The 26,273-nt window shown below is 51.9% G+C and carries 22 protein-coding genes; 16 read left to right on the forward strand and 6 right to left on the reverse strand.

The window, feature by feature from the left end:
- The first annotated feature begins 14 nt into the window (after window positions 1–14).
- From HV832_RS01935 to HV832_RS01955, 5 genes are all read left to right on the forward strand, one after another.
- Window positions 15–446: a hypothetical protein gene (locus HV832_RS01935; protein ID WP_176801846.1), complete on the forward strand. Its 432-nt coding sequence runs from the start codon at window positions 15–17 to the stop codon at window positions 444–446.
- A 155-nt stretch (window positions 447–601) separates the two neighbouring features.
- The gene (locus HV832_RS01940) at window positions 602–1,057 is read left to right on the forward strand and encodes a hypothetical protein (protein WP_176801847.1); all 456 of its coding nucleotides are present in this window, start codon (window positions 602–604) and stop codon (window positions 1,055–1,057) included.
- Between the two features lie 22 nt (window positions 1,058–1,079).
- Window positions 1,080–1,355, forward strand: a complete 276-nt coding sequence (locus HV832_RS01945; protein WP_176801848.1) for a DUF2933 domain-containing protein — start codon at window positions 1,080–1,082, stop codon at window positions 1,353–1,355.
- On the forward strand, window positions 1,352–2,002 hold the full coding sequence (locus tag HV832_RS01950; RefSeq protein WP_176801849.1) for a methyltransferase family protein: 651 nt from the start codon (window positions 1,352–1,354) through the stop codon (window positions 2,000–2,002). Before HV832_RS01945 ends, HV832_RS01950 begins: the two co-directional genes overlap by 4 nt.
- A 21-nt stretch (window positions 2,003–2,023) precedes the next feature.
- Entirely contained in the window at window positions 2,024–4,381 is a 2,358-nt protein-coding gene (locus HV832_RS01955; RefSeq protein WP_176801850.1) for a heavy metal translocating P-type ATPase, read from the forward strand.
- A 331-nt stretch (window positions 4,382–4,712) separates the two neighbouring features.
- Here HV832_RS01955 and HV832_RS01960 read toward each other — a convergent pair whose 3' ends face one another.
- On the reverse strand, window positions 4,713–5,027 hold the full coding sequence (locus HV832_RS01960) for a hypothetical protein (protein WP_176801851.1): 315 nt from the start codon (window positions 5,025–5,027) through the stop codon (window positions 4,713–4,715).
- A 154-nt stretch (window positions 5,028–5,181) separates the two neighbouring features.
- Window positions 5,182–5,370 (reverse strand): hypothetical protein, encoded by a 189-nt coding sequence (locus HV832_RS01965; protein ID WP_176801852.1) that lies wholly within the window; start codon window positions 5,368–5,370, stop codon window positions 5,182–5,184.
- A 281-nt stretch (window positions 5,371–5,651) separates the two neighbouring features.
- Between HV832_RS01965 and HV832_RS01970 the strand changes: the two genes are divergently transcribed.
- The 7 genes from HV832_RS01970 to HV832_RS02000 all read left to right on the forward strand — a co-directional run bounded on the left by HV832_RS01970 (window position 5,652) and on the right by HV832_RS02000 (window position 14,512).
- Window positions 5,652–6,893, forward strand: coding sequence for a TolC family protein (locus HV832_RS01970; protein WP_176801853.1), 1,242 nt, complete (start codon window positions 5,652–5,654; stop codon window positions 6,891–6,893).
- Window positions 6,890–8,407 carry an efflux RND transporter periplasmic adaptor subunit gene (locus HV832_RS01975; protein WP_176801854.1) on the forward strand — a complete coding sequence of 506 codons (1,518 nt, stop codon included), beginning with the start codon at window positions 6,890–6,892 and terminating at the stop codon, window positions 8,405–8,407. The genes HV832_RS01970 and HV832_RS01975 overlap by 4 nt, the downstream gene beginning before the upstream one ends.
- A complete protein-coding gene (locus HV832_RS01980; protein ID WP_176801855.1) occupies window positions 8,404–11,565 on the forward strand; it encodes an efflux RND transporter permease subunit in 3,162 nt (1,053 codons plus the stop codon). Before HV832_RS01975 ends, HV832_RS01980 begins: the two co-directional genes overlap by 4 nt.
- 317 nt (window positions 11,566–11,882) lie before the next feature.
- On the forward strand, window positions 11,883–12,074 hold the full coding sequence (locus HV832_RS01985; RefSeq protein ID WP_176801508.1) for a hypothetical protein: 192 nt from the start codon (window positions 11,883–11,885) through the stop codon (window positions 12,072–12,074).
- Window positions 12,047–12,253 carry a DUF2256 domain-containing protein gene (locus HV832_RS01990; RefSeq protein WP_176801856.1) on the forward strand — a complete coding sequence of 69 codons (207 nt, stop codon included), beginning with the start codon at window positions 12,047–12,049 and terminating at the stop codon, window positions 12,251–12,253. The genes HV832_RS01985 and HV832_RS01990 overlap by 28 nt, the downstream gene beginning before the upstream one ends.
- Window positions 12,254–12,383: 130 nt before the next feature.
- Entirely contained in the window at window positions 12,384–13,913 is a 1,530-nt protein-coding gene (locus tag HV832_RS01995) for a cryptochrome/photolyase family protein (RefSeq protein WP_176802094.1), read from the forward strand.
- Between the two features lie 68 nt (window positions 13,914–13,981).
- The gene (locus tag HV832_RS02000; protein WP_176801857.1) at window positions 13,982–14,512 is read left to right on the forward strand and encodes a lipocalin family protein; all 531 of its coding nucleotides are present in this window, start codon (window positions 13,982–13,984) and stop codon (window positions 14,510–14,512) included.
- A gap of 107 nt (window positions 14,513–14,619) precedes the next feature.
- Here the strand turns inward: HV832_RS02000 and HV832_RS02005 are convergent, their stop codons facing one another.
- Together HV832_RS02005 and HV832_RS02010 are read right to left on the reverse strand one after the other, a co-directional pair.
- Entirely contained in the window at window positions 14,620–15,792 is a 1,173-nt protein-coding gene (locus tag HV832_RS02005) for a CmpA/NrtA family ABC transporter substrate-binding protein (RefSeq protein WP_399310044.1), read from the reverse strand.
- Between the two features lie 431 nt (window positions 15,793–16,223).
- On the reverse strand, window positions 16,224–16,880 hold the full coding sequence (locus HV832_RS02010) for an ANTAR domain-containing response regulator (RefSeq protein WP_176801859.1): 657 nt from the start codon (window positions 16,878–16,880) through the stop codon (window positions 16,224–16,226).
- A gap of 222 nt (window positions 16,881–17,102) precedes the next feature.
- On the opposite strand from HV832_RS02010, the gene HV832_RS02015 reads away from it, so the two are divergent.
- From HV832_RS02015 to HV832_RS02025, 3 genes are all read left to right on the forward strand, one after another.
- Window positions 17,103–17,399 carry a FeoA family protein gene (locus tag HV832_RS02015; RefSeq protein ID WP_176801860.1) on the forward strand — a complete coding sequence of 99 codons (297 nt, stop codon included), beginning with the start codon at window positions 17,103–17,105 and terminating at the stop codon, window positions 17,397–17,399.
- A complete protein-coding gene (gene feoB, locus HV832_RS02020; RefSeq protein WP_176801861.1) occupies window positions 17,396–19,282 on the forward strand; it encodes a ferrous iron transport protein B in 1,887 nt (628 codons plus the stop codon). Before HV832_RS02015 ends, feoB begins: the two co-directional genes overlap by 4 nt.
- A 384-nt stretch (window positions 19,283–19,666) precedes the next feature.
- Entirely contained in the window at window positions 19,667–20,269 is a 603-nt protein-coding gene (locus HV832_RS02025) for a hypothetical protein (protein ID WP_176801862.1), read from the forward strand.
- A gap of 76 nt (window positions 20,270–20,345) precedes the next feature.
- Here HV832_RS02025 and HV832_RS02030 read toward each other — a convergent pair whose 3' ends face one another.
- On the reverse strand, window positions 20,346–21,947 hold the full coding sequence (locus HV832_RS02030; protein WP_176801863.1) for an ABC-F family ATPase: 1,602 nt from the start codon (window positions 21,945–21,947) through the stop codon (window positions 20,346–20,348).
- 306 nt (window positions 21,948–22,253) lie between these two features.
- Between HV832_RS02030 and HV832_RS02035 the strand changes: the two genes are divergently transcribed.
- Window positions 22,254–23,936 (forward strand): diguanylate cyclase, encoded by a 1,683-nt coding sequence (locus HV832_RS02035; protein WP_176801864.1) that lies wholly within the window; start codon window positions 22,254–22,256, stop codon window positions 23,934–23,936.
- Between the two features lie 157 nt (window positions 23,937–24,093).
- Here the strand turns inward: HV832_RS02035 and HV832_RS02040 are convergent, their stop codons facing one another.
- Window positions 24,094–26,172, reverse strand: a complete 2,079-nt coding sequence (locus tag HV832_RS02040) for a 3-hydroxyacyl-CoA dehydrogenase NAD-binding domain-containing protein (protein WP_176801865.1) — start codon at window positions 26,170–26,172, stop codon at window positions 24,094–24,096.
- Between the last annotated feature and the right edge of the window lie 101 nt (window positions 26,173–26,273).

The raw sequence follows: 26,273 nt of genomic DNA on the forward strand, positions 1-26,273 counted from the left end.
CATTGGAGAAAACCATGCAACTACGCAAAATCCTGATCCAGTTCTTCGCATTCGCCAGCGTGCTGGTAGCGGGCGGCGCTTACGCACATACGGACGAATACCTGGATACTCAAAAAGCGCCCCATGGCGGGCAGCTCCGCATGGCTGGGATATATCATTTTGAGCTGGTCGTCGCCAAAGACAGCAAGCAATCGAAAGGCAATCCGGTCGTTGTGTATGTGACAGATCATGCCGGGGCCAAAATCTCTACTGCGGGTGCTACAGGAACAGTTACACTACTCGTTGGTAAAACCAAAACAACGCTTAACCTGACACCAGATGGTGAAAATGCGCTCAAAGCCAGCGGCAATTATGCCTCAGCACCGGAGATGAAAGCGGTCGTTTCTGTCACGCTGGCCGGTAAAGCTACAGAACAGGCGCGCTTTACGCCACTGTCAAATACCTGAGCTAAATCGGATGAGTACGCCGCTCACATGGAACATTAAGCGAAGATAACAAAATTGTCATTTTTGAGTCATGTTACTGTTAAGTATCAAGGCCTACAGTGAAACAGAAATACGCAAACCTGTACTACATTTACTTCTACGATAGGGAGTTTGAAATGAAAACCATGCGTTTTGTTGTACTTGCTACCACTTTTGTACTGGCTATGCCCGCCCTTGCGGACGATACACACCATCCGGCAACTGTCGCGCCACCCGCTGTGACAAATCAAAAAACCTCTCTCTCAGCAGGAACCGACAAGATGAGGGAAATGGAGCAGCAAATGAAGGCTATGCAGGCCATGCACGAAAAAATGGCTTCGGCAACAACTCCGGAAGAACGGCAGGCACTGATGGTCGAGCATAGAAAGGTGATGCAGGAGGGTATGGCGATGATGAAGCGGATGGAAGGCATGTCTGGAATGCCTGACATGGCCTCCATGCCCGCAAAAAAAACCAAAGACATGAGTATGAATATGGCCGATCATCATAAAATGATGGAAAAGCGCATGGAAATGATGGAGTCCATGATGCAGATGATGATGGATCAAATGCCTGCTACGCCAGCCAAATAGTCACTAGCAATGGAGCGTTATCATGAATCATCAACATGAAGGGCATGACGGCCCGCCCAGTTTCTGGTCTTCGCGCTACGCCATAGGTCTGCTCATCATCGGCGCTGTAGCAGTCTACTTTCTGCTGACCGAACATCTGGCGCATGTAGTTGGCGCGCTCCCCTATCTGTTGCTGCTCGCTTGCCCGCTGATGCATGTTTTCATGCACGGCGGTCATGGAGGACATGGGCATCATCATCAGAGTAAGCACGACAATGCGGATGACAGTAATCCTCGTAAACCAGGAGATCCGTCATGAATCACGGGGAAGCAGCTTACGGGCTTTGGTCGCTGGTGATAATCAATTCGGCGATCTTCATCATGTTTGCCTTCAGTTTTTTCAAACCGGCAAGCGCAAGGGATTGGCGGACATTTGGAGCCTTTGCGGCGTTTGTAGTGGCTCTGTTTGTTGAAATGTATGGCTTTCCGCTGACGATCTATCTGTTATCCGGCTGGCTTCAAACACGGTACCCCGGACTTGATCTTATGTCTCATAACACTGGGCACCTGTGGTCAACGTTATTAGGTGAAAAAGGAGATCCGCATTTCTCACCGCTGCATATTGCCAGCTACATCTTCCTCGGATATGGCTTCTATTTATTGTCCGCAGCATGGAATATCTTGTACCACGCTCAAAGGCGTCATACGCTGGCGACCAGCGGCCCCTATGAACGTGTTCGCCATCCACAGTACATTGCTTTCGTATTGATACTGCTGGGTTTCCTTCTGCAATGGCCTACACTGCTGACCTTGTTGATGTTTCCTGTCCTGCTATTCATGTATGGGCGACTGGCCGTTACCGAGGAAAACCAAATGCGCAAGGAATTCGGTGCAGCCTATGACAGCTACGCGCAGCGAACACCAAGATTTATTCCGCACATCATTAAAACAGGTAGTCCGACATAGGAATAGACAGGCAGACCATCTATGGAACATCGACAACATGCGGAACACCATACAGACATGCCGGGGATGTTGAAAGATCCGGTCTGCGGCATGTCTGTGACAGAAAATTCAAATCATCATGAAGAATTCAACGGAGCTGTCTATTACTTCTGCAGCGACAAATGCCGGACAAAATTTGTGACTAATCCGACGCAGTATGTATACGTAAATAAAACCGCGGTGCCCGAACATGCAGCTCACCTGGACTTGCATGATCATGCTGCAATTGAACCTGCACGTTCGGATGGAGCCGTCTACACTTGTCCGATGCATCCCGAGATCCGGCAGGATCATCCGGGCTCCTGTCCCAAGTGCGGCATGACACTGGAAGCCGTGCTGCCGGAACTGGATGAGAACGACGCCCCCGAGTTGACCGATTTTCGTCGACGATTCTGGTGGACATTGCCGCTGACGGTGATTGTGACGGTATTGGCGATGGCAGGCCATCGGCTTGCCTGGTTCGATATGTCGACGCAAAGCTGGATTGAACTGCTTTTGTCTGTGCCTGTTGTGTTGTGGGCCGGTTGGCCCTTCTTTGCACGGGGCTGGTTATCGGTAGTTCATCGCAGTCCCAATATGTGGACATTGATCGGACTAGGTACCGGAGCGTCCTTTATCTACAGTGTGGTTGCAACAATGGCTCCGCAAGTATTTCCTGACTCATTCAGATCGATGGGGCGAATAGGTGTTTATTTTGAAGCCACGGCGGTCATCATTTCGCTCACCCTGCTCGGCCAGATACTGGAATTGAAGGCGCGCTCGCAAACATCCGCAGCCATTAAATCCCTGCTCGGACTGGCGCCTAAGACAGCGCGACGCATTCTCGACGACGGTCGAGAGGAAGATGTGCCGCTGACGCATGTGCATATTGGCGATCTGCTGCGCATCCGTCCCGGAGAAAAAGTACCAGTAGACGGCATCGTTATTGAGGGCAGCAGCGCCGTGGATGAGTCCATGTTGACGGGTGAGCCGTTACCGGTCAGCAAACGCACAGGCGATACCATAATTGGCGCAACGCTCAATACCAATGGCGCCCTGGTGATGCGTTCCGAGCGCGTCGGTTCCGCTACCATGCTGGCACAAATCGTGCAGATGGTCGCTCAGGCTCAGCGCTCCAAAGCCCCCATGCAACGCATGGCTGATCAGGTTGCCGGCTATTTTGTGATGGCAGTCGTCTCCATCGCCCTGCTGACGTTCTTTGGGTGGGGTTGGTTTGGTCCCGAACCCAGCTGGGTTTACGGTCTGATTAATGCGGTAGCCGTTTTGATCATCGCCTGTCCTTGCGCTTTAGGCCTCGCAACCCCCATGTCGATTATGGTTGCTACCGGGCGCGGCGCCACGCATGGTGTTCTATTCCGCGACGCGGCCGCCATCGAAAATCTGCGCAAAATCGACACGCTGATCATCGATAAAACCGGCACGCTGACGGAGGGACGACCCAGCTTCCACCGTTCTGTACCGGTGCAGGGGTATGAGGCTGACGAAATACTGCGCCTGGCTGCCAGCCTGGATCAGGGGAGCGAGCATCCGCTAGCGGACGCCATAGTGCACGCGGCCCGCGAACGTGGGTTGCAGCTGGAGAAAGCAGAAAATTTTGAGTCTGGTTCGGGAATCGGGGTACAAGGCTTAGTTGGTGGGCGTCGGCTCGCGCTTGGCAATACCTCTCTGATGAATCAGCTCGGCATATCCGTTCAATCACTGGCGGCACAAGCCGAGACTTTGCGCTCTGAAGGGGCCAGCGTCATGCATTTGGCGCTGAATGGGCAGCTTATTGGGCTTCTCGCAGTCTCCGATCCCATCAAATCCAGCACCGCTGAAGCATTAGCTGCGCTCAAAGCAACAGGTCTTCACATTATCATGGCAACCGGTGACGGCCTGACTACAGCGCGTGCGGTTGGCACCCGACTGGGCATCGACGAAGTGCATGGCGAAGTCAAGCCAGCCGATAAGCTCAATCTGGTACAGCAACTACAAAATCAGGGAAAAATTGTTGCGATGGCGGGTGACGGCATCAATGATGCACCGGCTCTGGCTAAGGCCGACGTGGGTATCGCCATGGGAACGGGCACGGATGTCGCGATGAATAGCGCCCAACTTACCCTGGTCAAGGGTGATTTACGTGGTATTGCGATTGCGCGTGCTCTGTCCGAAGACACCATACGCAATATGAAGCAAAACCTGATGTTCGCCTTCCTCTACAACGCCTTAGGCATTCCGGTTGCCGCCGGCGTGTTATATCCACTGACCGGCTGGTTGTTATCACCCATGATAGCCGCGCTGGCGATGAGTTTCAGTTCTGCCTCCGTCATTGGGAATGCACTTCGGCTGAAACGTCATTAAACAGTGTTTGTTTGAACGCATGATTCAGATCCTTAACACCACGTTTTGAGATCTATTTTAGCTATTTCTGTCCATCCCCCGATAAGGTAAAAGTTTCTTGAAGTAACCTGCTTCGTTGTTATTTTTCAATCTCACGAAGTGACATTCATTCTTGTTTGGCTCGACATTGCATGTCATTTGTACGCTCGCCATTCGTCCTTTCGGCAAACTTTTACCTTATCGTGGGAATGGGGGCTACAACTATCGCCCCAATTCCAGAAGGAATTGGGGCAAATGTCGAAATCGCAGCGTCCGACGCAATATTTCGCTGGTGCCCTCTTAATGGCATCGGTTAGCGCATCCCAAATTTCCAAAATGGTTTTTGATTTGCTCGTAATCTTAATTTTTCAATTAATAATTCTCCGCGACTAGATGCCTTTAATAGATTGTCACGTGCCATTTGGCATCTGGCAACAAATTCAGCGCGATCCATGGACTTATATTCATGAAAAAGCAGTAGCATTCCAATCCGAAATGATCGAATTTTTTCGTAAACGTAAGTGGCATCTTCAGCGATTGATGTCACTACAAGACCTGACTTCTCAACAGAAGAATCAAATACAGGATCTGTTGGGGTAGGAATACTGTACAAAGAGCTTGGTACCACAAGGTGAATCTTGTACTGGCATATCTTGCCGGAGGGTAATTTGCATCAAGCTGGCGTCAGCTGCCACTCAAGGTATGATCTGAAAAATTTGCTGGATTTCACGTCGATTCGTGATTTCATTTTCAGACAAATTTCCGAATATGGAACTCCGCCTCTATAATACTTGGATATGACTCTTTTTCGGCTTATCCTGGTCGTGTTTCTGTCCTTTGCCCTGCCCTTCGTGGCAACGGCAGGAATTATTGCGTCCCAGATTGTCGAGAAATGCCCGATGCAGACCAGTGGCGACAGCATGAAAGCGATGACCATGCATGACTGTTGCGACACGAAACATATGACGCATGGCTCGTCGGGAAACGCCAAGCCTCACGCCTGCAAACCGGGTCAGGAATGCAAGGTATGCAATGTCTGTGCTTTGGTTCCTGCGATATCGGATGCGCATTACCTCCCGCCTGCATCCCAATTCGTTGTTGCGTTGCCCGACTCGGGACTCCCATCCCACGACCTGCGCGGGTTGTGGCGACCTCCGCGTTCGCTCTGATTTCTTGATTTGGTAGCCCTGCGGCTTGGGCCGACAGGGTATGCGTGCGTTTGTTGCGCATCGATCCTTCATGGAGTTGACGTATGTCCCCTTTGATACGAAGAACCGTCCTGACCATACTGGCAGGACTGGCGAACCTTGTACAGGCCGCCCCTTTGAGTTTCGCCACAGCGCTCGATCTTGCCGAGCGCCATTCCCCCCGGCTGGCGGCCAGCACCGCCATGATGGCCGCCGCCCGTTCAGCGGTCGTCCCCGCCGGTACATTGCCTGATCCCAAGGTATTCGCCGGCATCGATAATTTTCCTGTATCCGGCCCCGATGCCGGGCGTTTGCAAGCCGACTTCATGACCATGCAGAAGATCGGCGTGATACAAGAGGTGCCCAACGCGGATAAACGCCATGCCCGCGAGGCGGTAGCGGCAGCTGGCGTGGGCGTAGCCGCCGCCCAGCAGCGAGTAGATCACCTCAGTGTGCGCCGAGAGACCGCTTTGGCCTGGCTTAATCTGTACTACCTGCAACGCAAGAAAGCGCTGTTCATCGAGCTAGATCACGAAAACATTTTATTAGGTCAAGTCGTACAGGCGCAGATCGCCAATGGTCGGGCTCAGGTAGCTGACGCGTTAGCGCCAAAGCAAGAGGCTGTACAACTCGCTGACCGGCGCGACGACCTCGCGCGTGACGAGGAGCAAGCCCGCTCAAGACTAAGACAGTTCATCGGCGTAGTTGCTGACGACGGCCTGTCCGATGATCCACCAACTTTCGACATTGATGCGCAGCACCTGCGCGGACATTTGCACCAACATCCGGAGCTGATGGCTTTTGCCGCCGAGACACGTAAGACCGAAGCCGAAGTCGCGGAAGCCCAGTCCATGAAAAAGTCCGACTGGGGTGTCGAACTGGCCTACCAGCGTCGTGCGCCGCAGTTCGGCAACATGGTGTCGATCCAGTTCACCTTTGATCTGCCCGTGTCGCCTGCCACGCGGCAAGACCCGTTGATTGCAGCTAAGCAACGTGAGCTGGATCGTATTGATGCCGAGCGGGATAGCATGGTGCGCGGCCACACCGCCGAGCTGGAAAGTCTGCTCGCCGAATACGCGACACTCACCCGCCAGTTGGAGCGTGCCCGGCAAACCGCTCTGCCGTTGGCCGAGCAAAAGGTATCGCTGCAAACCGCCAGTTATCAAGCCGGCAAAAGCGATCTCTCGGCCGTGCTGGCCGCACGCCGTGAACGTATTGAGCAGCGCATGCGTATCGTCGAGTTGGAAGCCGGCCTAACACGCACTGCAGCGCGACTTCACTACGCTTATGGGGAGGACTGGCAATGAACGAAAAAAACCGATCGACAGTCGTGCTCGCCATTGTGGCGGCACTGTTTGTCAGTATTGGATGTGGTGTAGGCTACTGGCTTGCTTCGCACCACGTACCGGCAACCGGTGACGACTTGACCAACGACGTCGCAGCCAGCACGTCGGATGGCCGTAAGGCGCTGTACTGGTACGATCCGATGGTGCCGAACCAGCACTTCGACAAGCCGGGCAAATCGCCCTTCATGGACATGCAACTGGTCGCCAAGTATGCCAATGAAGGCGATGATGCGGCCGGCATCACAATCGACCCGTCCATCGCGCAAAACCTCGGTCTGAGACTGGCAAAGGTAGAACGCGGGGCATTGACTGCGCCTGTGACCGCAGTTGGCAACGTGCAGTGGAACGAGCGTCAGGTCGCCGTGGTGCAGACTCGCACAGCCGGATTCGTCGAGCGCGTCTATGCCCGTGCGCCGGGCGATGTCGTCGCCAAGGGCGCACCGCTGGCCGATCTGTTGGTTCCAGAGTGGGCCGGGGCACAGACTGAATTCCTGGCGCTGCTGCACGCTGGAGATGCCGGGTTGATGGAAGCGGCACGGGAACGCCTGATGCTCTTGGGGATGCCAGTCGCGCTGATTGCGCAAGTCGAATCGACGGGCAAAACGCACCCGGTGGTCACGATCTCGGCTCCTATAGGCGGCGTCATCCAGATGCTGGCTGTGCGTGCCGGTATGTCACTCGCAGCGGGTATGTCGTTAGCCAAGATCAATGGCTTCGATCCTGTCTGGATCGAAGCAGCTGTACCCGAATCCCAGGCGGGTAACATTGCCATCGGGAATCCGGTCAGCATCACACTCATGGCTTATCCGGGCCGGCAACTCTCCGGCAAAGTGACTGCGATCCTGCCGGAAACCAACCAGGACAGCCGCACCGTGCGGGTGCGCGTGGAGCTCCCCAACCATGACGGAAGTCTGCGGGCGGGCATGTTCGCGCAAATCAGCTTGACGACTGCCAGCAACGCACAAGCGTTGTTGGTGCCCAGTGAAGCCGTAATTCGCACTGGCATGCGCAGCCTTGTTCTACTGTCGCTGGATGGCGGACGCTATCAACCCGTCGAGGTCAAGCTCGGCCAGGAAACAGGAGACAAGATCGCGGTGCTCGACGGTTTGCACGAGGGGCAAAGTGTGGTCGCCTCCGGGCAGTTCCTGATCGACTCGGAAGCCAGTCTGAAAGGTGTCTTGGCTCGTTTGTCAGGGGACGCTAGCGGACCGTCGGTCGCGCCACCTGCAACAGAGAGCGCCGCCGCCCTCAATGAAGCTGACGGCAAGGTGGAATCAGTCTCGGACAAGGAAATCACGCTGTCGCATGGCCCGGTCAAGTCGCTGGGCTGGAGCGCGATGACGATGCCGTTCCAGCTTGCGAACTCCGATCTGGCGGCCGGCGTGAAACCAGGCGACCGCGTGCATTTTGGTTTCCGGAAAGCAGATGGCGACTATGTCATCGAGCAGCTCAGCAAGACCGGGAGCGCGCCATGATAAAAAAACTCATTCACTGGTCGATTGCCAACCGCTTCCTGATCCTGCTCGCAACGTTGTTCTTCGCGGCCTGGGGGATCTGGGCGGTACAGAGCACACCCGTCGATGCGTTACCGGATCTGTCGGACGTGCAAGTCATCATCCGCACCAGCTACCCCGGTCAGGCACCACAAATCGTCGAGAGCCAGGTCACTTACCCGTTGGCGACCACCATGCTGTCGGTGCCGGGAGCGAAGACGGTGCGCGGCTACTCGTTCTTTGGCGACTCCTTCGTCTATGTCCTGTTCGAGGATGGTACCGATCTGTATTGGGCACGCTCGCGCGTGCTCGAATACCTGAACCAGGTGCAAGGCCGCCTGCCGGCCGGTGCGCGCGCATCGCTCGGACCGGATGCGACGGGCGTCGGCTGGGTTTACGAGTACGCACTGATCGACAAGACGGGCAAGCATGACTTGTCGCAACTACGAAGCTTGCAGGACTGGTTCCTGAAGTACGAACTGAAGAGCCTGCCCAATGTATCGGAGGTCGCCTCCATCGGCGGCATGGTCAGACAGTATCAGGTCGTGCTCGATCCGGTGAAACTGGCCGCCTACCACATCCCGCAGGCCAGGGTGATAGCCGCGATCCAGAAGGCCAACCAGGAGACCGGTGGCTCGGTACTGGAACTGGCGGAAACTGAGTTCATGGTGCGGGCAGCTGGCTATCTGAAGACGCTGGACGACTTCCGGACCATTCCGCTCGCTACCGCACAAGGCGGCGTGCCGGTCACGCTGGGCGACGTGGCGACGATCCAGCTCGGACCGGAAATGCGACGGGGCATCGCAGAATTGAATGGACAAGGAGAAGTAGGCGGCGGCGTGGTGATTTTGCGTAGCGGTAAGAATGCGCGCGAAACCATCGCGGCGGTCAGGAGCAAACTCACCGAGCTGAAAAAAAGCCTGCCAGCCGGCGTCGAGATCGTGCCGACCTACGACCGCAGCCAGTTGATTGACCGCGCGATTGACAACCTTTCGCACAAGCTGCTTGAGGAATTCATCGTCGTTGCCGTGGTCTGCGGCGTGTTTCTGTGGCATCTGCGCTCGGCGCTGGTCGCCATCGTGTCGCTGCCGCTGGGCGTGACGATGGCCTTCATCGTGATGCGCTACCAGGGCGTCAACGCCAACATCATGTCGCTGGGCGGCATTGCCATCGCTATAGGCGCGATGGTCGATGCAGCAGTGGTGATGATCGAGAACGCCCACAAGCGCATCGAAGCCTGGCGGCACCACCATCCGGGCGAGCACCTGCACGGCGAGGCGCATTGGCGGGTGATAGGTGAAGCGGCAGCCGAAGTCGGCCCGGCGCTGTTCTTCTCGTTGCTCATCATCACCCTCTCCTTCATTCCGGTGTTTACCTTGCAAGCGCAGGAAGGTCGCCTGTTCGGACCATTGGCGCTGACCAAGACCTACGCGATGGCTGCCGCCGCCGGCCTGTCAGTGACACTGATTCCGGTGTTGATGGGCTACTGGATACGCGGGCGTATTCCGGACGAGCACAAGAATCCGCTCAATCGCTGGCTGATCCGCCGCTACAGTCCCTGGCTCAACCACGTACTCAAAGCTCCGAAAGCGACGCTCGCACTCGCTGCGCTGGCCTTGCTGACCACAGTCTGGCCGATCAGCCAGCTCGGCGGCGAATTCATGCCTCCGCTCGATGAAGGCGATCTGCTGTACATGCCTTCCGCGCTGCCGGGATTGTCGGCAGCCAAGGCCGGTGAACTATTGCAGCAGACCGACCGGCTCATCAAGACCGTGCCCGAAGTCGCCAGCGTGTTCGGCAAGGCGGGACGGGCTGAGAGCGCGACCGACCCGGCACCGATGGAAATGTTTGAAACTACAATCCAGTTCAAGCCTCGCGATCAATGGCGGCCCGGCATGACACCGGTCAAGTTGGTCGATGAGCTTGACCGCGTGGTCAAGGTGCCTGGACTGGCCAACATCTGGGTACCGCCGATCCGCAACCGTATTGACATGCTGGCGACCGGCATCAAGAGTCCGATTGGGGTCAAGGTGTCCGGCACCGACCTGGCTGAAATCGATCGGGTGGCCCTGCAGGTCGAGCAAGTCGCTAAGACCGTGCCCGGCGTCAGCTCGGTGCTGGCCGAACGGTTGACCGGCGGGCGCTATGTCGATGTCAACATCAATCGGGGGATTGCCGCGCGCTATGGCCTCAACATCGCCGACGTGCAGTCCATCGTCTCGTCCGCCATCGGCGGCGAGAACGTCGGCGAGACAGTTGAAGGGTTGGCGCGTTATCCGATCAGCGTACGCTACCCGCGCGAGCTGCGCGATTCGCTCGATGGCCTGCGCAATCTGCCGATTCTGACGGATACTGGTCAGCAGATCACGTTAGGCACCGTCGCCAGCATCAAGATCAGCGATGGCCCGCCAATGCTCAAGAGCGAAAACGCGCGACCTTCCGGCTGGGTGTATGTCGATGTACGCGGGCGCGATCTGGCTTCGGTAGTAGCCGACCTGCGCTCTGCCGTTGCCTCCAAGGTGAAGCTGGAAGTGGGAATGAGTCTCGCCTACTCAGGCCAGTTCGAGTACCTGGAGCGCGCAAATGCACGGCTGAAGCTGGTGGTGCCAGCGACCCTGCTAATCATCTTCATCCTGCTCTATCTGACCTTCCGCCGCTTCGATGACGCGCTGCTCATCATGGCAACCCTGCCGTTCGCAATGGTGGGCGGGGTATGGTTCCTTTACCTTGCTGGCTACAATCTGTCAGTGGCGACCGGAGTAGGCTTCATCGCGCTGGCAGGCGTTTCAGCGGAATTCGGCGTGGTGATGCTGCTGTATCTCAAACAGGCAATGACCGAGCGGCAGGAGCACGGTATGGAAATGAGCGAACATGTACTCGATCAGGCAATCCGTCAGGGTGCGGTACTGCGCGTGCGACCCAAGGCGATGACAGTGGCAGTGATCCTGGCTGGTTTGCTGCCTATCCTGTTTGGTAGCGGCACCGGCTCCGAGGTGATGAGTCGTATCGCCGCGCCGATGGTGGGCGGCATGATCACCGCTCCGTTGCTGTCGATGTTCGTGATTCCGGCGGCATATCGGCTGATGCGGCGGCCGCGCGGCTCAGTTCAAGTTCACGATACCGCATCTGTTGGGCATTGAGCATCTTAACCGCTGCTTAATGTGCCATTGATGACCGCGATAGCGTTCATCAATGGCAGGTTGGGAATGGGAAGAAATAGCCAACGTATTTTTATCAAAATATTACCACTGCCGCGATCCGGATGATTGGCAAACAAAAGCCTGCTTCGATTTCGCACAACGCATTGACAAATAGTCTCGTCACCCAGCCGTCGGTCATGATGCCTTAAGCGTCCCATCGCTTAAACAACATCCATAAGCAATGAAATATAAGTGATAAATCGCGCCGAATCAGCACACGCTCTGTCGAGCGATAAATCCGAGTCAAAAGCAATCCAGTGAATAAACGCGATGTCGCCATGATCGTAATTTCATGCCTGAATTACCCCATCTTCACAATACAAAAGCAGCAGATTGATTTAAAATATGACCGGCTGGTCATTTTAAGTACTCCAAAGTCAATTTTGGTGGTGATGTCTGCCGGTTTGTCTCGTAAAGCGAAATGCCCTGCCGTGCAGGTGCCAGACTGAGGCATTTTCAGGAGGTAAACGTGCGCAGTGAATTTAAGGGCAATAAATCTTATTTGCCGTTCAAACCTTGTCAGGCTTGCGGCAGGCCAATGAGCTGGCGCAAGAAGTGGGCGGGGAATTGGACCCAGGTGAAATTCTGTTCCAACCGGTGTCGTCAGCAAAGAGAGCGCAAGCAATGAAAATTGATCATTACCTCACTCAGCATAATGCGGCAGCGGCCGGATACCGGCTGTTCTCATGTCTGGATCGCATGCTGATACTGCGTCCGCCATGCGCACTGCCCGGCCGTTCTTTAACGGAGTCTGGGCAATGACGGAATTGCGTTTGATCCTGGGTGACCAGCTAAACCCGCGGCATAGCTGGTTTACCGAAGTCCGGCCGGATGTGGTCTATCTTCTGCTGGAACTGCACCAGGAAACCAGCTATGTGCTGCATCATGCACAAAAGATTCTCGGTATTTTTGCCGCCATGCGCGATTTCGCAGCGCAACTACGTCAGGCCGGACACCGGGTACGTTACGTAAAAATCGATGAGGTCAGCAACCGGCCTGACTTATGCGCTAATCTGGATGCCCTGATTACGCACTATCAGGCAGATCGTCTGCTCTGGCAGGAGCCTGACGAGTTCCGGTTGGATCAGGCTTTGCGCCAGTGGGCCAGCCAACTGAGCATTCCTGCCGTTGCGGTCGATAGCGAGCATTTTTTTACTCAAAGGCAAGATGCGGCGGAATTTTTCAAAGGCAAACAGCAATGGCGGATGGAATATTTTTACCGTGCGATGCGCAAAAAACATGCCGTACTGATAACTGCCGATAATAAGCCTGCTGGTGGTCAGTGGAATTTTGATGCCGATAATCGCCGGGTATGGAAGGGCCAGCCGCTGCCGGCTATCGATCAGCGTCTCCGGCATGACCATAGCGCATTATGGCGAACCATTTGCGATGCCGGTGTGACGAGTTTCGGTGAGGCCTGCGCAGATGATTTTCGCTGGCCATTGAACCGTGCTGAAGCACTGCAGCAGCTCGACTATTTTATCGAACGCCAACTACCGTTTTTTGGTGATTATCAGGATGCAATGCATAGCGGTGAGCCGTTTCTGTTTCATTCCCTGTTGTCCTTCGGCTTGAATCTTAAAATGCTTGATCCGGCCGAAGTCGTACAGGCGGCTGCCGCGGCATGGCATGCCGGACGGGTGCCGCTGGCAGCAGCAGAAGGATTCATCCGCCAGATCCTGGGCTGGCGCGAATATATACGCGGCATTTACTGGGCCAGCATGCCGGAATACGTCAGTCAAAATAGCTTGCAACACCAGTTACCACTGCCGCTCTGGTTCTGGAGCGGCCAAACCCGTATGCGCTGCCTGTCGGCGGTGATCGGACAATCGCTGCAAACCGCCTACGCACATCATATCCAGCGTCTGATGGTCACCGGGAATTTTGCGCTGCTGGCCGGACTTGATCCGCAACAACTCCACGAATGGTATCTGGGTATCTATATTGATGCCTTCGAATGGGTCGAGTTACCCAATACGCTCGGCATGAGTCAGTTCGCCGATGGCGGCAAGCTGGCCAGCAAGCCTTATGTGTCCTCGGCGGCCTATTTGCAGCGCATGAGCAATTACTGTAGTGATTGCTCCTACCAACCCAAACAGCGTACCGGCGAGCATGCCTGTCCGTTCAATGCACTTTACTGGGATTTTTTTGCGCGCCACCTTGAGCGTTTTGAACATAATCCAAGATTGGCTTTCGTCTATAAGCAACTCAAGCAATTCAGCCAAACCGAGCTGGACGCGATAAAAGAACGTGCAGGCTATCTGAAACAGAATCTGAATACGCTATGAAGCAGCATGTTTGCCAGGCCGCATCCGGCGCCATCTATTCTGATGACGGGATTAAAAGGAGAAATCAAATGCCGATACTACGCCGTCTGTTTTGCCTTAGTCTGCTGTTCTGGCTTAGCGCCTGCTCGACCAACCCGTCGCCCGGTCTGCAAATCGTCGATCATTTCGATGTCCAGCGTTATGCCGGACGCTGGTATGAAATTGCGAGGCTGGATCATAGCTTTGAACGCGGCATGAACGATGTCAGTGCGACCTATACCTTGCAACAGGACGGCAGTGTTCAGGTTCTGAATCGCGGCTACCAGGAATCTGAATCAAAATGGAAGGAAGCGATCGGGCGCGCCTTATTCAACAGCACCCCCGATATCGCCTCGCTCAAAGTATCCTTCTTTGGACCGTTTTACGGTGGCTATCATGTAATTGCACTTGACCCGGATTATCGCTGGGCGCTGGTGGCCGGTAATGACCGCAGCTATTTGTGGATTCTGGCGCGCGACAAACAACTGCCGCAGACCACCATAGACCATCTGCTCAGCCAAGCCAGACAAGCTGGCTTTGATACTCACACTTTGATTTGGGTAAAGCAAAGCAGACAGTAGCCGGAGGAGCTGCCGCACCAAGCATCAAGTCCGCTGATCATTTGATTCTATAGTTGGTCATAGAAGACCGACGATCAGTTCAATAGATCGTGTTTTTTGGGTGAAGATTATCCGGCTCTGATTTTGAAAGAAGCTGCATAGTCTGTTGGATTTTTGCCGTCCCATATCGAGCCATCCATTAGTTTACTGCTGCGCATTGCGTCTTTTGGCACATCCACTTTCGCCATCGCTGCGGCATCTTTATAGATATCGATCCTGTTAACTGATTTGGCAATGGCCAGATAATCCGGATCAGTTTTCAATAAACCCCAGCGCTTATGCTGAGTCAGAAACCACATGCCATCAGACAGGTAAGGGAAATTTACGGCTCCATCATTAAAAAATTTCATGCAATCCGGATCATCCCAGGTTTTACCCAGGGCATTCTGATAATTGCCCATAATGCCTTGCTTAATCACATCCACCGAGGTATTGACATAGGTTTTATCGGCAATCGTCTCAGCCATTTTGGTCTTATTGGAAAAGGAAGCATCAATCCAGCGCCCGGCTTCGAGAACCGCAGCGGTAACAGCACGTGCAGCATGGGGATATTTGTGGACAAAATCGGCAGTGGTGCCGAGCACTTTTTCCGGATGATCTCTCCAGATTTTCTGAGATGTTGTCGCAGTAATACCGATACCATCAACAATCGCACGATGATTCCAGGGTTCCCCCGCGCAGTAGCCATCTATATTGCCGACGCGCATATTGGCGACCATCTGTGGCGGCGGGATGGTGATGACTTTGGTTTCTATCATAGGATGAATTCCATGTGCAGCCAGCCAGTAGTACAACCACATCGCATGTGTACCGGTCGGAAAAGTCTGGGCAAAAGTGTATTCCCGTTTCTCACGGGCCATCAATTTTGCCAGCCCGGCGCCATCGGTCGCCCCCTGCTCTGCCAGTTGCCGGGATAAGGTAATGGCTTGTCCGTTGTTATTGAGCGTCATCAGTACCGACATATCTTTTTTTGTACCACTCACACCCATTTGCACACCATACAGCAAACCGTACAGCACATGAGCTGCATCCAGTTCCCCGTTAATTAGTTTGTCGCGGACACTGGCCCAGGATGATTCTTTGGTCGGGATGATTTTAATACCGTATTTTTTATCCAATCCCAGAACGGAAGCCATCACCACGGGGGCACAATCAGTCAATGGAATAAAACCGATCTTTATCTCTTCTTTTTCAGGTTTATCAGAGCCGGCTACCCAGGCGCCACCACTCGGTAATCCCATGGCGCCTGCTCCTGCCAGTACTCCTGTGCTATGAATTATGCTGCGACGCTGCTGATCAATATCCGACAGATTTGACTGCATATCACTCTGAATAGGGTGCTGTGGAGATAACTGGGGGTTTTTCATTTCTGTACTCCATGTGGATATGCTTTCGAAATACAAAAATGTATTTGTTTGCCCGACATCACCAGTAAAGAGACACGTTCGTCTGAATCAGGCTGCCACCGTTAGTCGTGCTACGCACTGATCATTATTAGGATCAATCCGATTACAGCAATTGGCGTGCCAGCTTCGGGACGTGAATTCGGAGGCTGACATACCGTATTTTGCGAGGATCGATTCGGTAATGCGCACCGGAATTGTGCGGCGTATTAAATCGCATGCGTTCAGAGTTAGCCCAAAAATGGTGGGAATTTAATTAGATAAACGAATCAACCGAGTAAGTCGGCAATATCCAGAATTCTTTCAGCTACCTGGATCAATTTCAGATTTTTCTCCATAGCTTGTTTGCGAAGCCGCTGATAAGCTTCATTTTCTGAAAGTTGATGGCGCTCCATCAGATAGCCCTTGGCGCGCTCAATGGTTTTACGCTCAGCAAGACGCGCTTTGGTATCCGATAATTCGTTACGCAGCTTCTGCTCTGCCTCAAAGCGGGCGATTGCAACGTCCAGTACCGGTTTAATGCGCTCAGACTGCAAGCCTGCAACCACATATGCAGAAACCCCGACCCGCATGGCAGCAGCCAGTTGTGATGGATTGCCATCTTCGGTAAATAAAACAATAGGACGTGGCGCTTCGCTGGTAATCACCACCATATGCTCAAGCACATCCCGCGCATCGGATTCTGCATCAATAATGATCATGTCAGGCTGCAATTGTGCGATTCGGTCTATCAGATAAATATCTCCGGGAATCGAGGCAACGATGTTGTATCCGGCTTCCAGCAAACCAATGCGTAGCGTCCGTGAACGAGCCAGTTGCTCCTGAACGCCGACATCATGCTCATCCTGTTGCGGTGGCAGCGTATTGACGACGACAATCCTCAGGCCTGGTGAAGATGATGGCGTCCCGTTTGGTGGTGGTTTCATGTTGGCGACAGTCACTGAGATTACAATGCACAGACGAAGGCAAGCATAAGCAAGAATTACACCAGGAACATGAATATTATTTTTCAGTTCTGATAGTTTAATCGAGATCAGGGATCCTCCTTCCTTACCCATGGGCATTGCCGGTAATGATTGAATCACAATCGATATTGATATATATTCTCATTATCATTCAAGATTTTTATCTTCACGCTTTCATATACCATGACAGATCTATCCAATCATGCCGACGGATGCACTACGCTGGATCGCCTTCAGGTCGGGGACTCTGCCGAGGTGACTGACGTATCCGGGCGCGGGCAATCGGTTCCCGGCGCCATGGCAGATATCACACGTCGCCTGAAGGAGCTCGGATTTGTACATGGCGAGAAAATTAAAATACTGCACAAAGGTTACTTTGGCGGCGAACCGGTCGCAGTGCGGGTCGGGCAATCCACTTTTGCACTCAGAAATTTTGAAGCCGCACTCGTAGGTGTAATCAGGCACGGACGTATCAGATGACTTCGCTTTTATCAGTATCCCCAAGAATCGCGCTGGTTGGCAATCCAAACTGCGGGAAAACGGCACTATTTAATCGTCTGACAGGGGCAAGGCAGAAAGTTGCGAATTATGCCGGTGTCACCATTGAGCGCAAAGAAGGAAAATTTACCGCGCCGAATGGACGTCACTGGCATGTTCTTGATTTGCCTGGAACCTATAGCCTGCATGCGATTACCCCTGATGAAAAAATTACCGAAGAAGTTATTACCGGACAGCGTGCTGATGAATCCCTGCCAGATGCCGTCTTGTGCGTGGTTGATGCCACCAACCTGAAGCGTGGTCTGCGTCTGGTCTTCGAGTTGAAACAGCTTGATTTACCTGTGATCCTGGCCGTAAATATGATGGATGTTGCCAGGAAGCGCCATATTCATATTGATATCACCGCCTTGCATCGCCTGTTAGGTATTCCGGTTGTTGAGACGATTGCTGTGGACAACAAAGGTGTTGATGCTCTGCTGGTGCAACTGGAAAGCCTGGCGCAATCGCTGACAGTCTCTGCAGAGCCGCAAAAGCGGTTGCCGGTGCAATCTCCGGAAGAAATACAAACTGCTGTAAATGAGGTTCTGGAGGTTTGTGTTAAAACTGAAACTCAGACGACTGAGGAAACGCTTCCACTAAGCTACCGGATTGATCGCTGGATTTTGCATCCCTTGTCAGGCCCTGCTATTTTTGCAGCACTCATGTTTTTGGTATTTCAGGCTGTTTTTGCCTGGGCCCAACTCCCGATGGAAATCATCAAATCCTCGATGGAGCAGTTAGGCAGTTTAGTGGAGGCGAATATGCCAGAAGGCATGCTCCAGGGATTGCTGGTGAAGGGCGTGATTGGAGGCGCTGGCAGTGTACTGGTATTTTTGCCTCAGATCGTGATTTTATTCTTCTTTATCCTCGTGATGGAAGATTCCGGTTATTTACCGCGCGCAGCTTTTCTGCTTGACCGCATCATGGGGAAAGTAGGTTTATCCGGGCGAGCTTTTATTCCCCTGTTATCCAGTTTCGCCTGCGCCATTCCCGGCATTATGGCAACGCGGACGATACAGAATCCCCGGGATCGTCTGGTGACGATCATGATTGCACCTTTGATGACCTGTTCCGCCAGATTACCCGTGTATGCGCTGATTATTGCGGCATTTATTCCCGAAAAAACTGTGCTCGGCATACTTAGCCTGCAAGGACTGGTGCTGTTCGCTTTATACATTGCCGGGATCGTTGCTGCGATGCTGGTAGCACTGGTTTTCAAACAAAAATGGGGAAAAGCGGAACAGCATCCGTTAATGCTCGAATTGCCTGATTATCGCCTGCCGAATTCCAGAAATTTAGTGCTGGGGTTATGGGAGCGGGTCAAGATTTTTACAACACGCGTTGGCACCATTATTTTGGCGCTGATGGTCTTACTTTGGTTCCTCAGCAGTTTTCCGGGCGCCCCGGACAACGCGACACAACCTGCAATCTATTACAGCATTGCTGGCAGACTGGGGCGTTTATTGGAGGTGATTTTTGCACCTATCGGCTTTAACTGGCAGATCTGTATTGCACTGGTGCCAGGGCTGGCAGCACGGGAAGTTGCTGTGGCGGCGCTTGGCACTGTCTACGCGTTATCACAATCAGGAGAAGAGCTTAATCGCGCGCTGGAACCATTGATTGCGCAGTCCTGGAGTTTGCCGACTGCATTGTCCCTGCTGGCCTGGTATGTGTTTGCACCACAGTGTATTGCAACGCTTAGTGTAGTCCGGCGCGAAACCAACACCTTCCGTTATCCTCTGCTGATGGCGGGATATCTGTTCAGCCTTGCTTATCTGGCTTCGTTGCTGACCTATCATCTGGCAAGCTATTTTATAGGGAATTAGTTATGCAAACGGTTTTAACCCTGATGTTGTTGCTCATAGCAGCTTGCTACCTCTTACTGAAGTGGATGCCGTCGTCTGTTCAGCAGGGCATCATACGCAGGGTGGAACAAAAATACCCGGTAATCGCAGCTCATCTGGTCAGCGCGACCAAAGCGTGTGACAGCTCATGTTCTTCATCATGCCATGGCTGCGATGCGCAAAAAACATCCGGGCAGACAATAGACCAGAAGCCCGTAATATTTATCAGGAAAATAAAATAAATCAATAACAGCGCAACGCTTCCTGTGAATAACTCTAGGCAGTCAGGTAACGGTGAGGTATCCTTCAGAAAAAGAATAGTCGGTTTTATTGACGTCTAAAATCATCCGGAGACTCACGCGCAATATGTTGAATAGTATTTATGATAAAACGGATAAAGGTCGGGAAGAAATAGCAACCCGCAAATATCATTTGCCCAGCCGATTGCGCAGCTTACTGGTGATGGTGGATGGAAAGCAGACGGCAGCAGATCTGCTGAAAAAAGTAGCCACTCTGGGGCTCGATGAAAATAGTATTCAGGATCTAATCGATCAGGAATTAATCGGTGTAACCGTCAGCACAGAGCTCTCCCCTGCTCCGTTGATCGATACGCTGGCAGCAGACGCCTCAGCCTCCGTCACACCCACCGACGATACAGTCTTTGCTGCCCGCACCAGTCTAGGTGCATCTGCATCTGATGCAGAGAAATTTCAAGCGATATATCACTTCTTTAACGAGACCATCAAAAGCACATTGGGATTACGCGGCTTTGCACTTCAGATGAAAGTAGAGCGCGCTACCACATTGGATGATTTCAAAAATCTCAGGCAAGGGTATGTTGAGGCGATACTGAAACACAAAGGGCGTGAAATGGCGCGCAGTTTGCGCGACCGGCTGGATTTTTTACTCTATGAGGGCAAACAGCAAACGGACACATTGCTCAATAACAGTGATCTCAATCTGAGTTAGTAAGGCATAGAGCATTGCAATCATTTTATAAAAAAAGCCAGGAAATTTCCTGGCTTTTTCATTATGTGGCCTGATTTTATTCGATACCCTGACTGGTCAGATACTCTTCGTAACTACCATGGAAATCAATAATTTCATTTTCTTTGATCTCCAGCACACGGGTCGCCAGCGAAGAAACAAATTCCCGGTCATGAGATACGAAAATCAAGGTACCGGCATACTTTTCGAGGGCAATGTTCAGTGATTCAATCGATTCCATATCCATATGATTTGTTGGCTCATCCATCAGCAGCACATTATGTCGCCCCAGCATCAGTTTGCCGTACATCATGCGTCCTTTTTCACCACCCGACAGGACTTTCACCGATTTTTTCACATCGTCGCCGCCAAACAATAAACGCCCCAGAATCGAACGCACTGCCTGATCGTCATCCCCTTCCTGCGTCCATTGTCCCATCCAGTCGGTCAGATTTTTATCGGCGGAAAATTCTTCCGTCGGATCTTGCGGCATGTAACCGACATTCGCATTTTCAGCCCATTTAACTACGCCGTGATCAGCCTGCAGATGACAGAGTTCATTACCGCCAATACAGCGCAGCAAGGTAGTTTTACCAATACCGTTTGCACCGATAATCGCAATTTTTTCACCGGCTTCCACCATCAGATCGATATTCTTGAACAAAGTACGATCATAGGCTTTGGTCAACCCCTGCACTTCGACGGCAAGACGATGCAACTTTTTCTCACCATCAAAACGGATGAACGGATTCTGCCGGCTTGATGGTTTGAATTCCTCAATCTTGATTTTATCGATCTGCTTCGCACGGGACGTGGCCTGACGTGCTTTGGATTTATTGGCAGAAAAGCGGCGCACAAAGTCCTGCAACTCAGCTACTTTTTCCTTTGCTTTAGCATTATTCGCCATTTGCTGAGCCCGGGCCTGAGATGATGCCAACATATAGTCGTCATAGTTGCCCGGATAAATTTTCAGCGTTCCATAATCCATATCTGCCATGTGGGTGCATACCTGATTCAGGAAATGGCGGTCATGGGAAATGATGATCATGGTTGAATTTCGCTGATTCAGAATATCTTCCAACCAGCGAATGGTATTAATATCGAGGTTATTCGTCGGCTCATCCAGCAGCAAAATATCCGGATTCGAGAACAATGCCTGCGCCAGGAGAACACGCAGTTTCCAGCCTGGTGCGACAGCACTCATCGTTCCCTGATGCTGATCAATAGGAATGCCGACACCCAACAAGAGTTCACCAGCCCGGGCCTCTGCAGTATAACCATCATATTCTGCAAACCGGGCTTCCAGATCTGCAGCCTTCATATAATCTTCGTCGGTCGCTTCCGGATTGGCATAAATAGCATCGCGCTCAGACATCGCTGCCCACATCTCTGTATGTCCCATCATGACAACGTCAAGTACACGCATGTCTTCATAGGCAAACTGATCCTGGCGTAATTTACCGAGCCGTTCATTCTGATCCAGCATCACGGTACCGGATGATTGTTCCAGATCGCCACCCAGGATTTTCATGAAGGTCGATTTGCCGCAACCATTAGCACCAATCAGGCCATAACGATTGCCTTCGCCAAACTTGACAGAGATGTTTTCAAACAGCGGCTTGGGGCCGAACTGCATGGTGATATTTGCGGTCGATAACACTGTGAACCTTTTGTGAAGAGAAATGAATAATTAACCGGACATTATACCATTCAGCACAAACTGAAAAATGACTTGCTCAGTCGCCCAGGCAGATAACCTAAGTATTGTAATCAGGAGAGTGATAAAAAAATCAGTTCGGCAGCAAACAATGTGTTTTTTAAAAAATAACCGAAAGATATTTATAAGTAAAAACGAGAACCGACTATTCAGTCCGCCCCATTAATTTGCTGCAAAATATTAATGTAGTGAAATTTAAATTAAATTTTTCGATTATCATAATGTGAGAAAAACATCAGGAGAAATCTGGTGAAACTGAAGCCGTATCCTTTACATACTATCATTGTCGGTTCGTTTATTGCCTTGGTTTTGTTGCTAGGCTTTTCGGCCTATCTCTATATCAACAAAATTCATACCGATCAACTGATCAGTGATCGTGGCGCAGTTTTACGCACGTTGGCCAAAGGTACGGCTACTGTGCTGGCAAAAAACATGAAAGAACGACGCAGGGAGGTCGAACTATTGGCCCAAACTCCGTTGTTTGTGCATGCACCACTGGACAGTAAGGAGTTTGATACCAGTCTGGCGCGGTTACATCGTTCTTACGCCCATTACTCATGGATCGGACTGACTGATACGCAAGGCAAAGTCTTGCATGCGACAAATGATAATTTGCTGGGCGCGGATGTGAGCGCCCGACCCTGGTTTCAGCATGCCAGCCAGGAGGTTTATGTGGGTGATTTACATGAAGCAAAGCTGCTTGCAGGCTTGCTACCTAATAAAACCCATGAGTGGCCTGTTCGTTTCATTGACTTTGCTTCTCCGGTTTACGATGAGGGTGGTAAATTGCGGGCAGTATTGGGGGCTCATGCACATTGGCGCTGGACCGCCGAAGCCATCAGTGAAGTTATGCCAGAGGGTGCCGCCAAGCGGAAAATAGAGATCTTCATCGTCAATGGTAATAACGAAATCATCTATCCAGACCATCCTGAAAAAATGCCTGGCAATCCAATGGCACCCAAAGAACTGAAAGGTGACGACTCCACCTTTGATAACTGGGGCGGAAAAGACAGTTATCTGACGACTGTTGCAACCGTCGGTGAGCCAGTAGTCGATGGAAAATGGCCACTTGGTTGGAAAGTCGTGGTGCGTCAACCACGGAGCCAGGTATTGTCTGAAGTGGATAACCTGGAAAAAGATATCACTCTGGGTCTTGTTGCCGTTGGGTTGATATTCGTTTCACTAGCTTGGTTACTTGGCCATTTCATCAGCCGTCCAATTATTCAGTTGGCAAAAATAGCTAAGCAAGTATCTGGAGGCGATGAAAAAATTCAGTTCAATGTTTCTGTAAACAGTCGTGAACTGAAGGAATTAAATTCTGCCATTGAAAATATGGCCGTCACGCTCCTGGCACGGAAGCATGCCCTGGAAGACGCGAATCACGATCTGATGTCAACTGTTGCAGAACGAACGGCAGAACTGGAAGCTGCTAACAATGAGCTGAGGCAACTAGCCCGGCGCGATACACTGACTGGTTTACCCAACCGCCTTGCCGCAAAAGAGCAGCTTTTGCATGAATTTAACCGGATGATGCGCAGTCAGGAACCTTACGCTGTTCTGATGATGGATATCGATTTCTTTAAGCGGGTGAATGATACTTACGGACATGCGGCCGGCGATACCGTGCTGACGCATGTCGCAACGCAGGTCCAGGCATCGCTTCGGAAAACAGACTTCGTCGGGCGCATCGGCGGAGAGGAATTTCTGGTGATCCTCCCTATGACAAATCATGCCGGCGCAATGAGTATTGCGGAGAAAGTGCGTGCTCATATTGAATCGAGTCCTGTTGATCCGGTCGGAAAGGTCACAGTCAGTATTGGTGTTTCAGTTGCAGCACTGGATCAGTCAGATGCTGAAATGGCAGTCAAACAGGCCGATCAGTACTTGTACAAGGCAAAGCAAACGGGCAGGAATCAGATTGCATCGTTGTGAAAATAAAAAAACGCAATTCCCAATTGCGCTTATTGACTGCGCGTTTTTTTATTTTTTGCGTAACGATCTTATCAGACTAAGCAAACATTCCGCCACTGATGATCATAGCTTATCAGTAACGGAATATTGCCTTGTCCATTCCGTTTTACGAACCCTGTTAGTTAAACGTTTTTCCTTCTGCTGCCAGTTTGGCTAGCAATGGCGCAGGTTTCCAAGCGTCGCCATGACGACCTTTAGCATATTTTTCCATTGCCATGACAACGTTAGGAAGCCCGACAGTATCGGCATAGAACATCGGACCGCCAGTGTGCAGTGGGAATCCGTAGCCAGTCAGATAGACCATATCGATATCCGAAGCCCGGGTTGCAATTCCTTCTTCCAGGATATAAGCCGCTTCGTTGACCAATGCATAGATCAAACGTTCAACGATTTCCTGATCAGAAATTTTGCGACGTGTGATTCCGAGATCTGCTGAATGCTTCACGATCATCTCGTTTACCACATCAGATGGATAAGCCTTACGATCACCTGGTTTATAGTCGTACCAGCCTGCGCCGGTTTTCTGACCAAAACGCCCCATTTCGCACAATAAATCGGCTGTTTTGGAGTAGGTAATATGTGGTTTTTCAACATAGCGACGCTTACGGATATACCAGCCAATGTCATTACCTGCCAGATCACCCATGCGGAATGGACCCATGGCGAAGCCGAGTTTTTCTACTGCTTTATCTACTTGTTCCGGTGTGCAGCCCTCTTCCAGCAGGAAACCTGCCTGGCGGCTGTATTGTTCAATCATCCTGTTACCGATGAATCCATCACACACTCCGGAAACCACGCCGGTTTTTTTGATTTTTTTAGAAATCGCTAATACTGTTGCCAGCACATCCTTGGCAGTTTTTTTACCGCGAACGATTTCCAGTAATTTCATCACATTTGCCGGGCTGAAGAAGTGCATCCCGACAACATCCTGCGGCCGTTGAGTAAATGCAGCAATTTTGTCGACATCCAGTGTTGACGTGTTCGATGCAAGGATCGCGCCCTGCTTCATCACGGAGTCCAGTTTTTTAAATACCTGTTCTTTAACGCCCATATCTTCAAAAACTGCTTCTATCACCAGATCCGCCTGGGCAATATCATCATAGCTCAGGGAGCCTGTAATCAGGCTGACCCGCTGATCGAATTTCTCCTGCGTGAGTTTGCCTTTTCTGAAGGTATTCTCGTAATTTTTACGAATGGTTGCGAGCCCTTTATCCAGCGCCTCCTGTTTCATTTCAAGGATTTTGACGGGAATCCCAGCATTGGCAAAATTCATCGCAATACCACCACCCATCGTACCAGCACCGATCACGGCAACAGATTTAATCGGACGAATTGGCGTATCTTCCGGGACATCCGGCAACTTGCTGGCTGCACGCTCTCCAAAGAAGGCGTGACGCAATGCTTTTGATTCAGTGGTTTGCACCAGATTTAAAAACAGATCTCGCTCAAAACGGATGCCATCGTCAAATTTTCTGGTGACTGCTGCTGCAACTGCTTCTACGCATTTCAACGGCGCCGGGAACGGACCAGCCATTGCTGTGACTGTATTGCGGCTGAACTGGAGGAAAGCTTCGTAATTTGGATAATCAATTTTGATATCGCGTACTTTAGGCAAAGGCCGGACATCTGCGACCTGATGTGCAAACGCAGTGGCAGCTGTCATCAGGTCACCTTCTGCAACGGTGTTGAACAGAGCCGTTTTAGCGAGTTTCTCTGATGCCACCGGCGTGCCGGAAACGATCATATTGAGCGCCAGTTCCAGTCCGACGACACGAGGCAGGCGCTGTGTACCACCGGCACCAGGAAGGATTCCAAGTTTCACTTCAGGCAAAGCGATTTGGGCGCCTGGACTGGCAATGCGGTAATGGCAGCCGAGTGCCAGCTCAAGTCCACCACCCATACAGACAGTGTGAATCGCCGCAATGACTGGTTTGTCTGCCGATTCAATCACATTAATCACCGTGTGCAGACTTGGTTCCGCAAAAGCTTTTGGAGAATTGAATTCTTTGATATCAGCACCACCGGAAAACGCTTTCCCTGCGCCAGTGATGACAATCGCTTTAACTGCCGGATCATTCAATGCCTGCCTGACACCTTCAACGATGGCATGTCTTGTGACGTGACCCAGACCGTTCACGGGAGGGTTATTCATGGTAATGATGGCGATACTGCCATCAACTTTGTATTCTGCGCTCATGTCTCTTCCTAAGGTTGAAATACGGATGGAATGATTGTCTGACGCCAGGCGTCAGCCGAGTGGGCGATGTCACACACGAACCTGACTATAACTCAAAAATA

It is taken from the genome of Cognatundibacterium oligocarboniphilum, assembly GCF_013377855.1.
Classification (GTDB): domain Bacteria; phylum Pseudomonadota; class Gammaproteobacteria; order Burkholderiales; family Burkholderiaceae_D; genus Undibacterium; species Undibacterium oligocarboniphilum.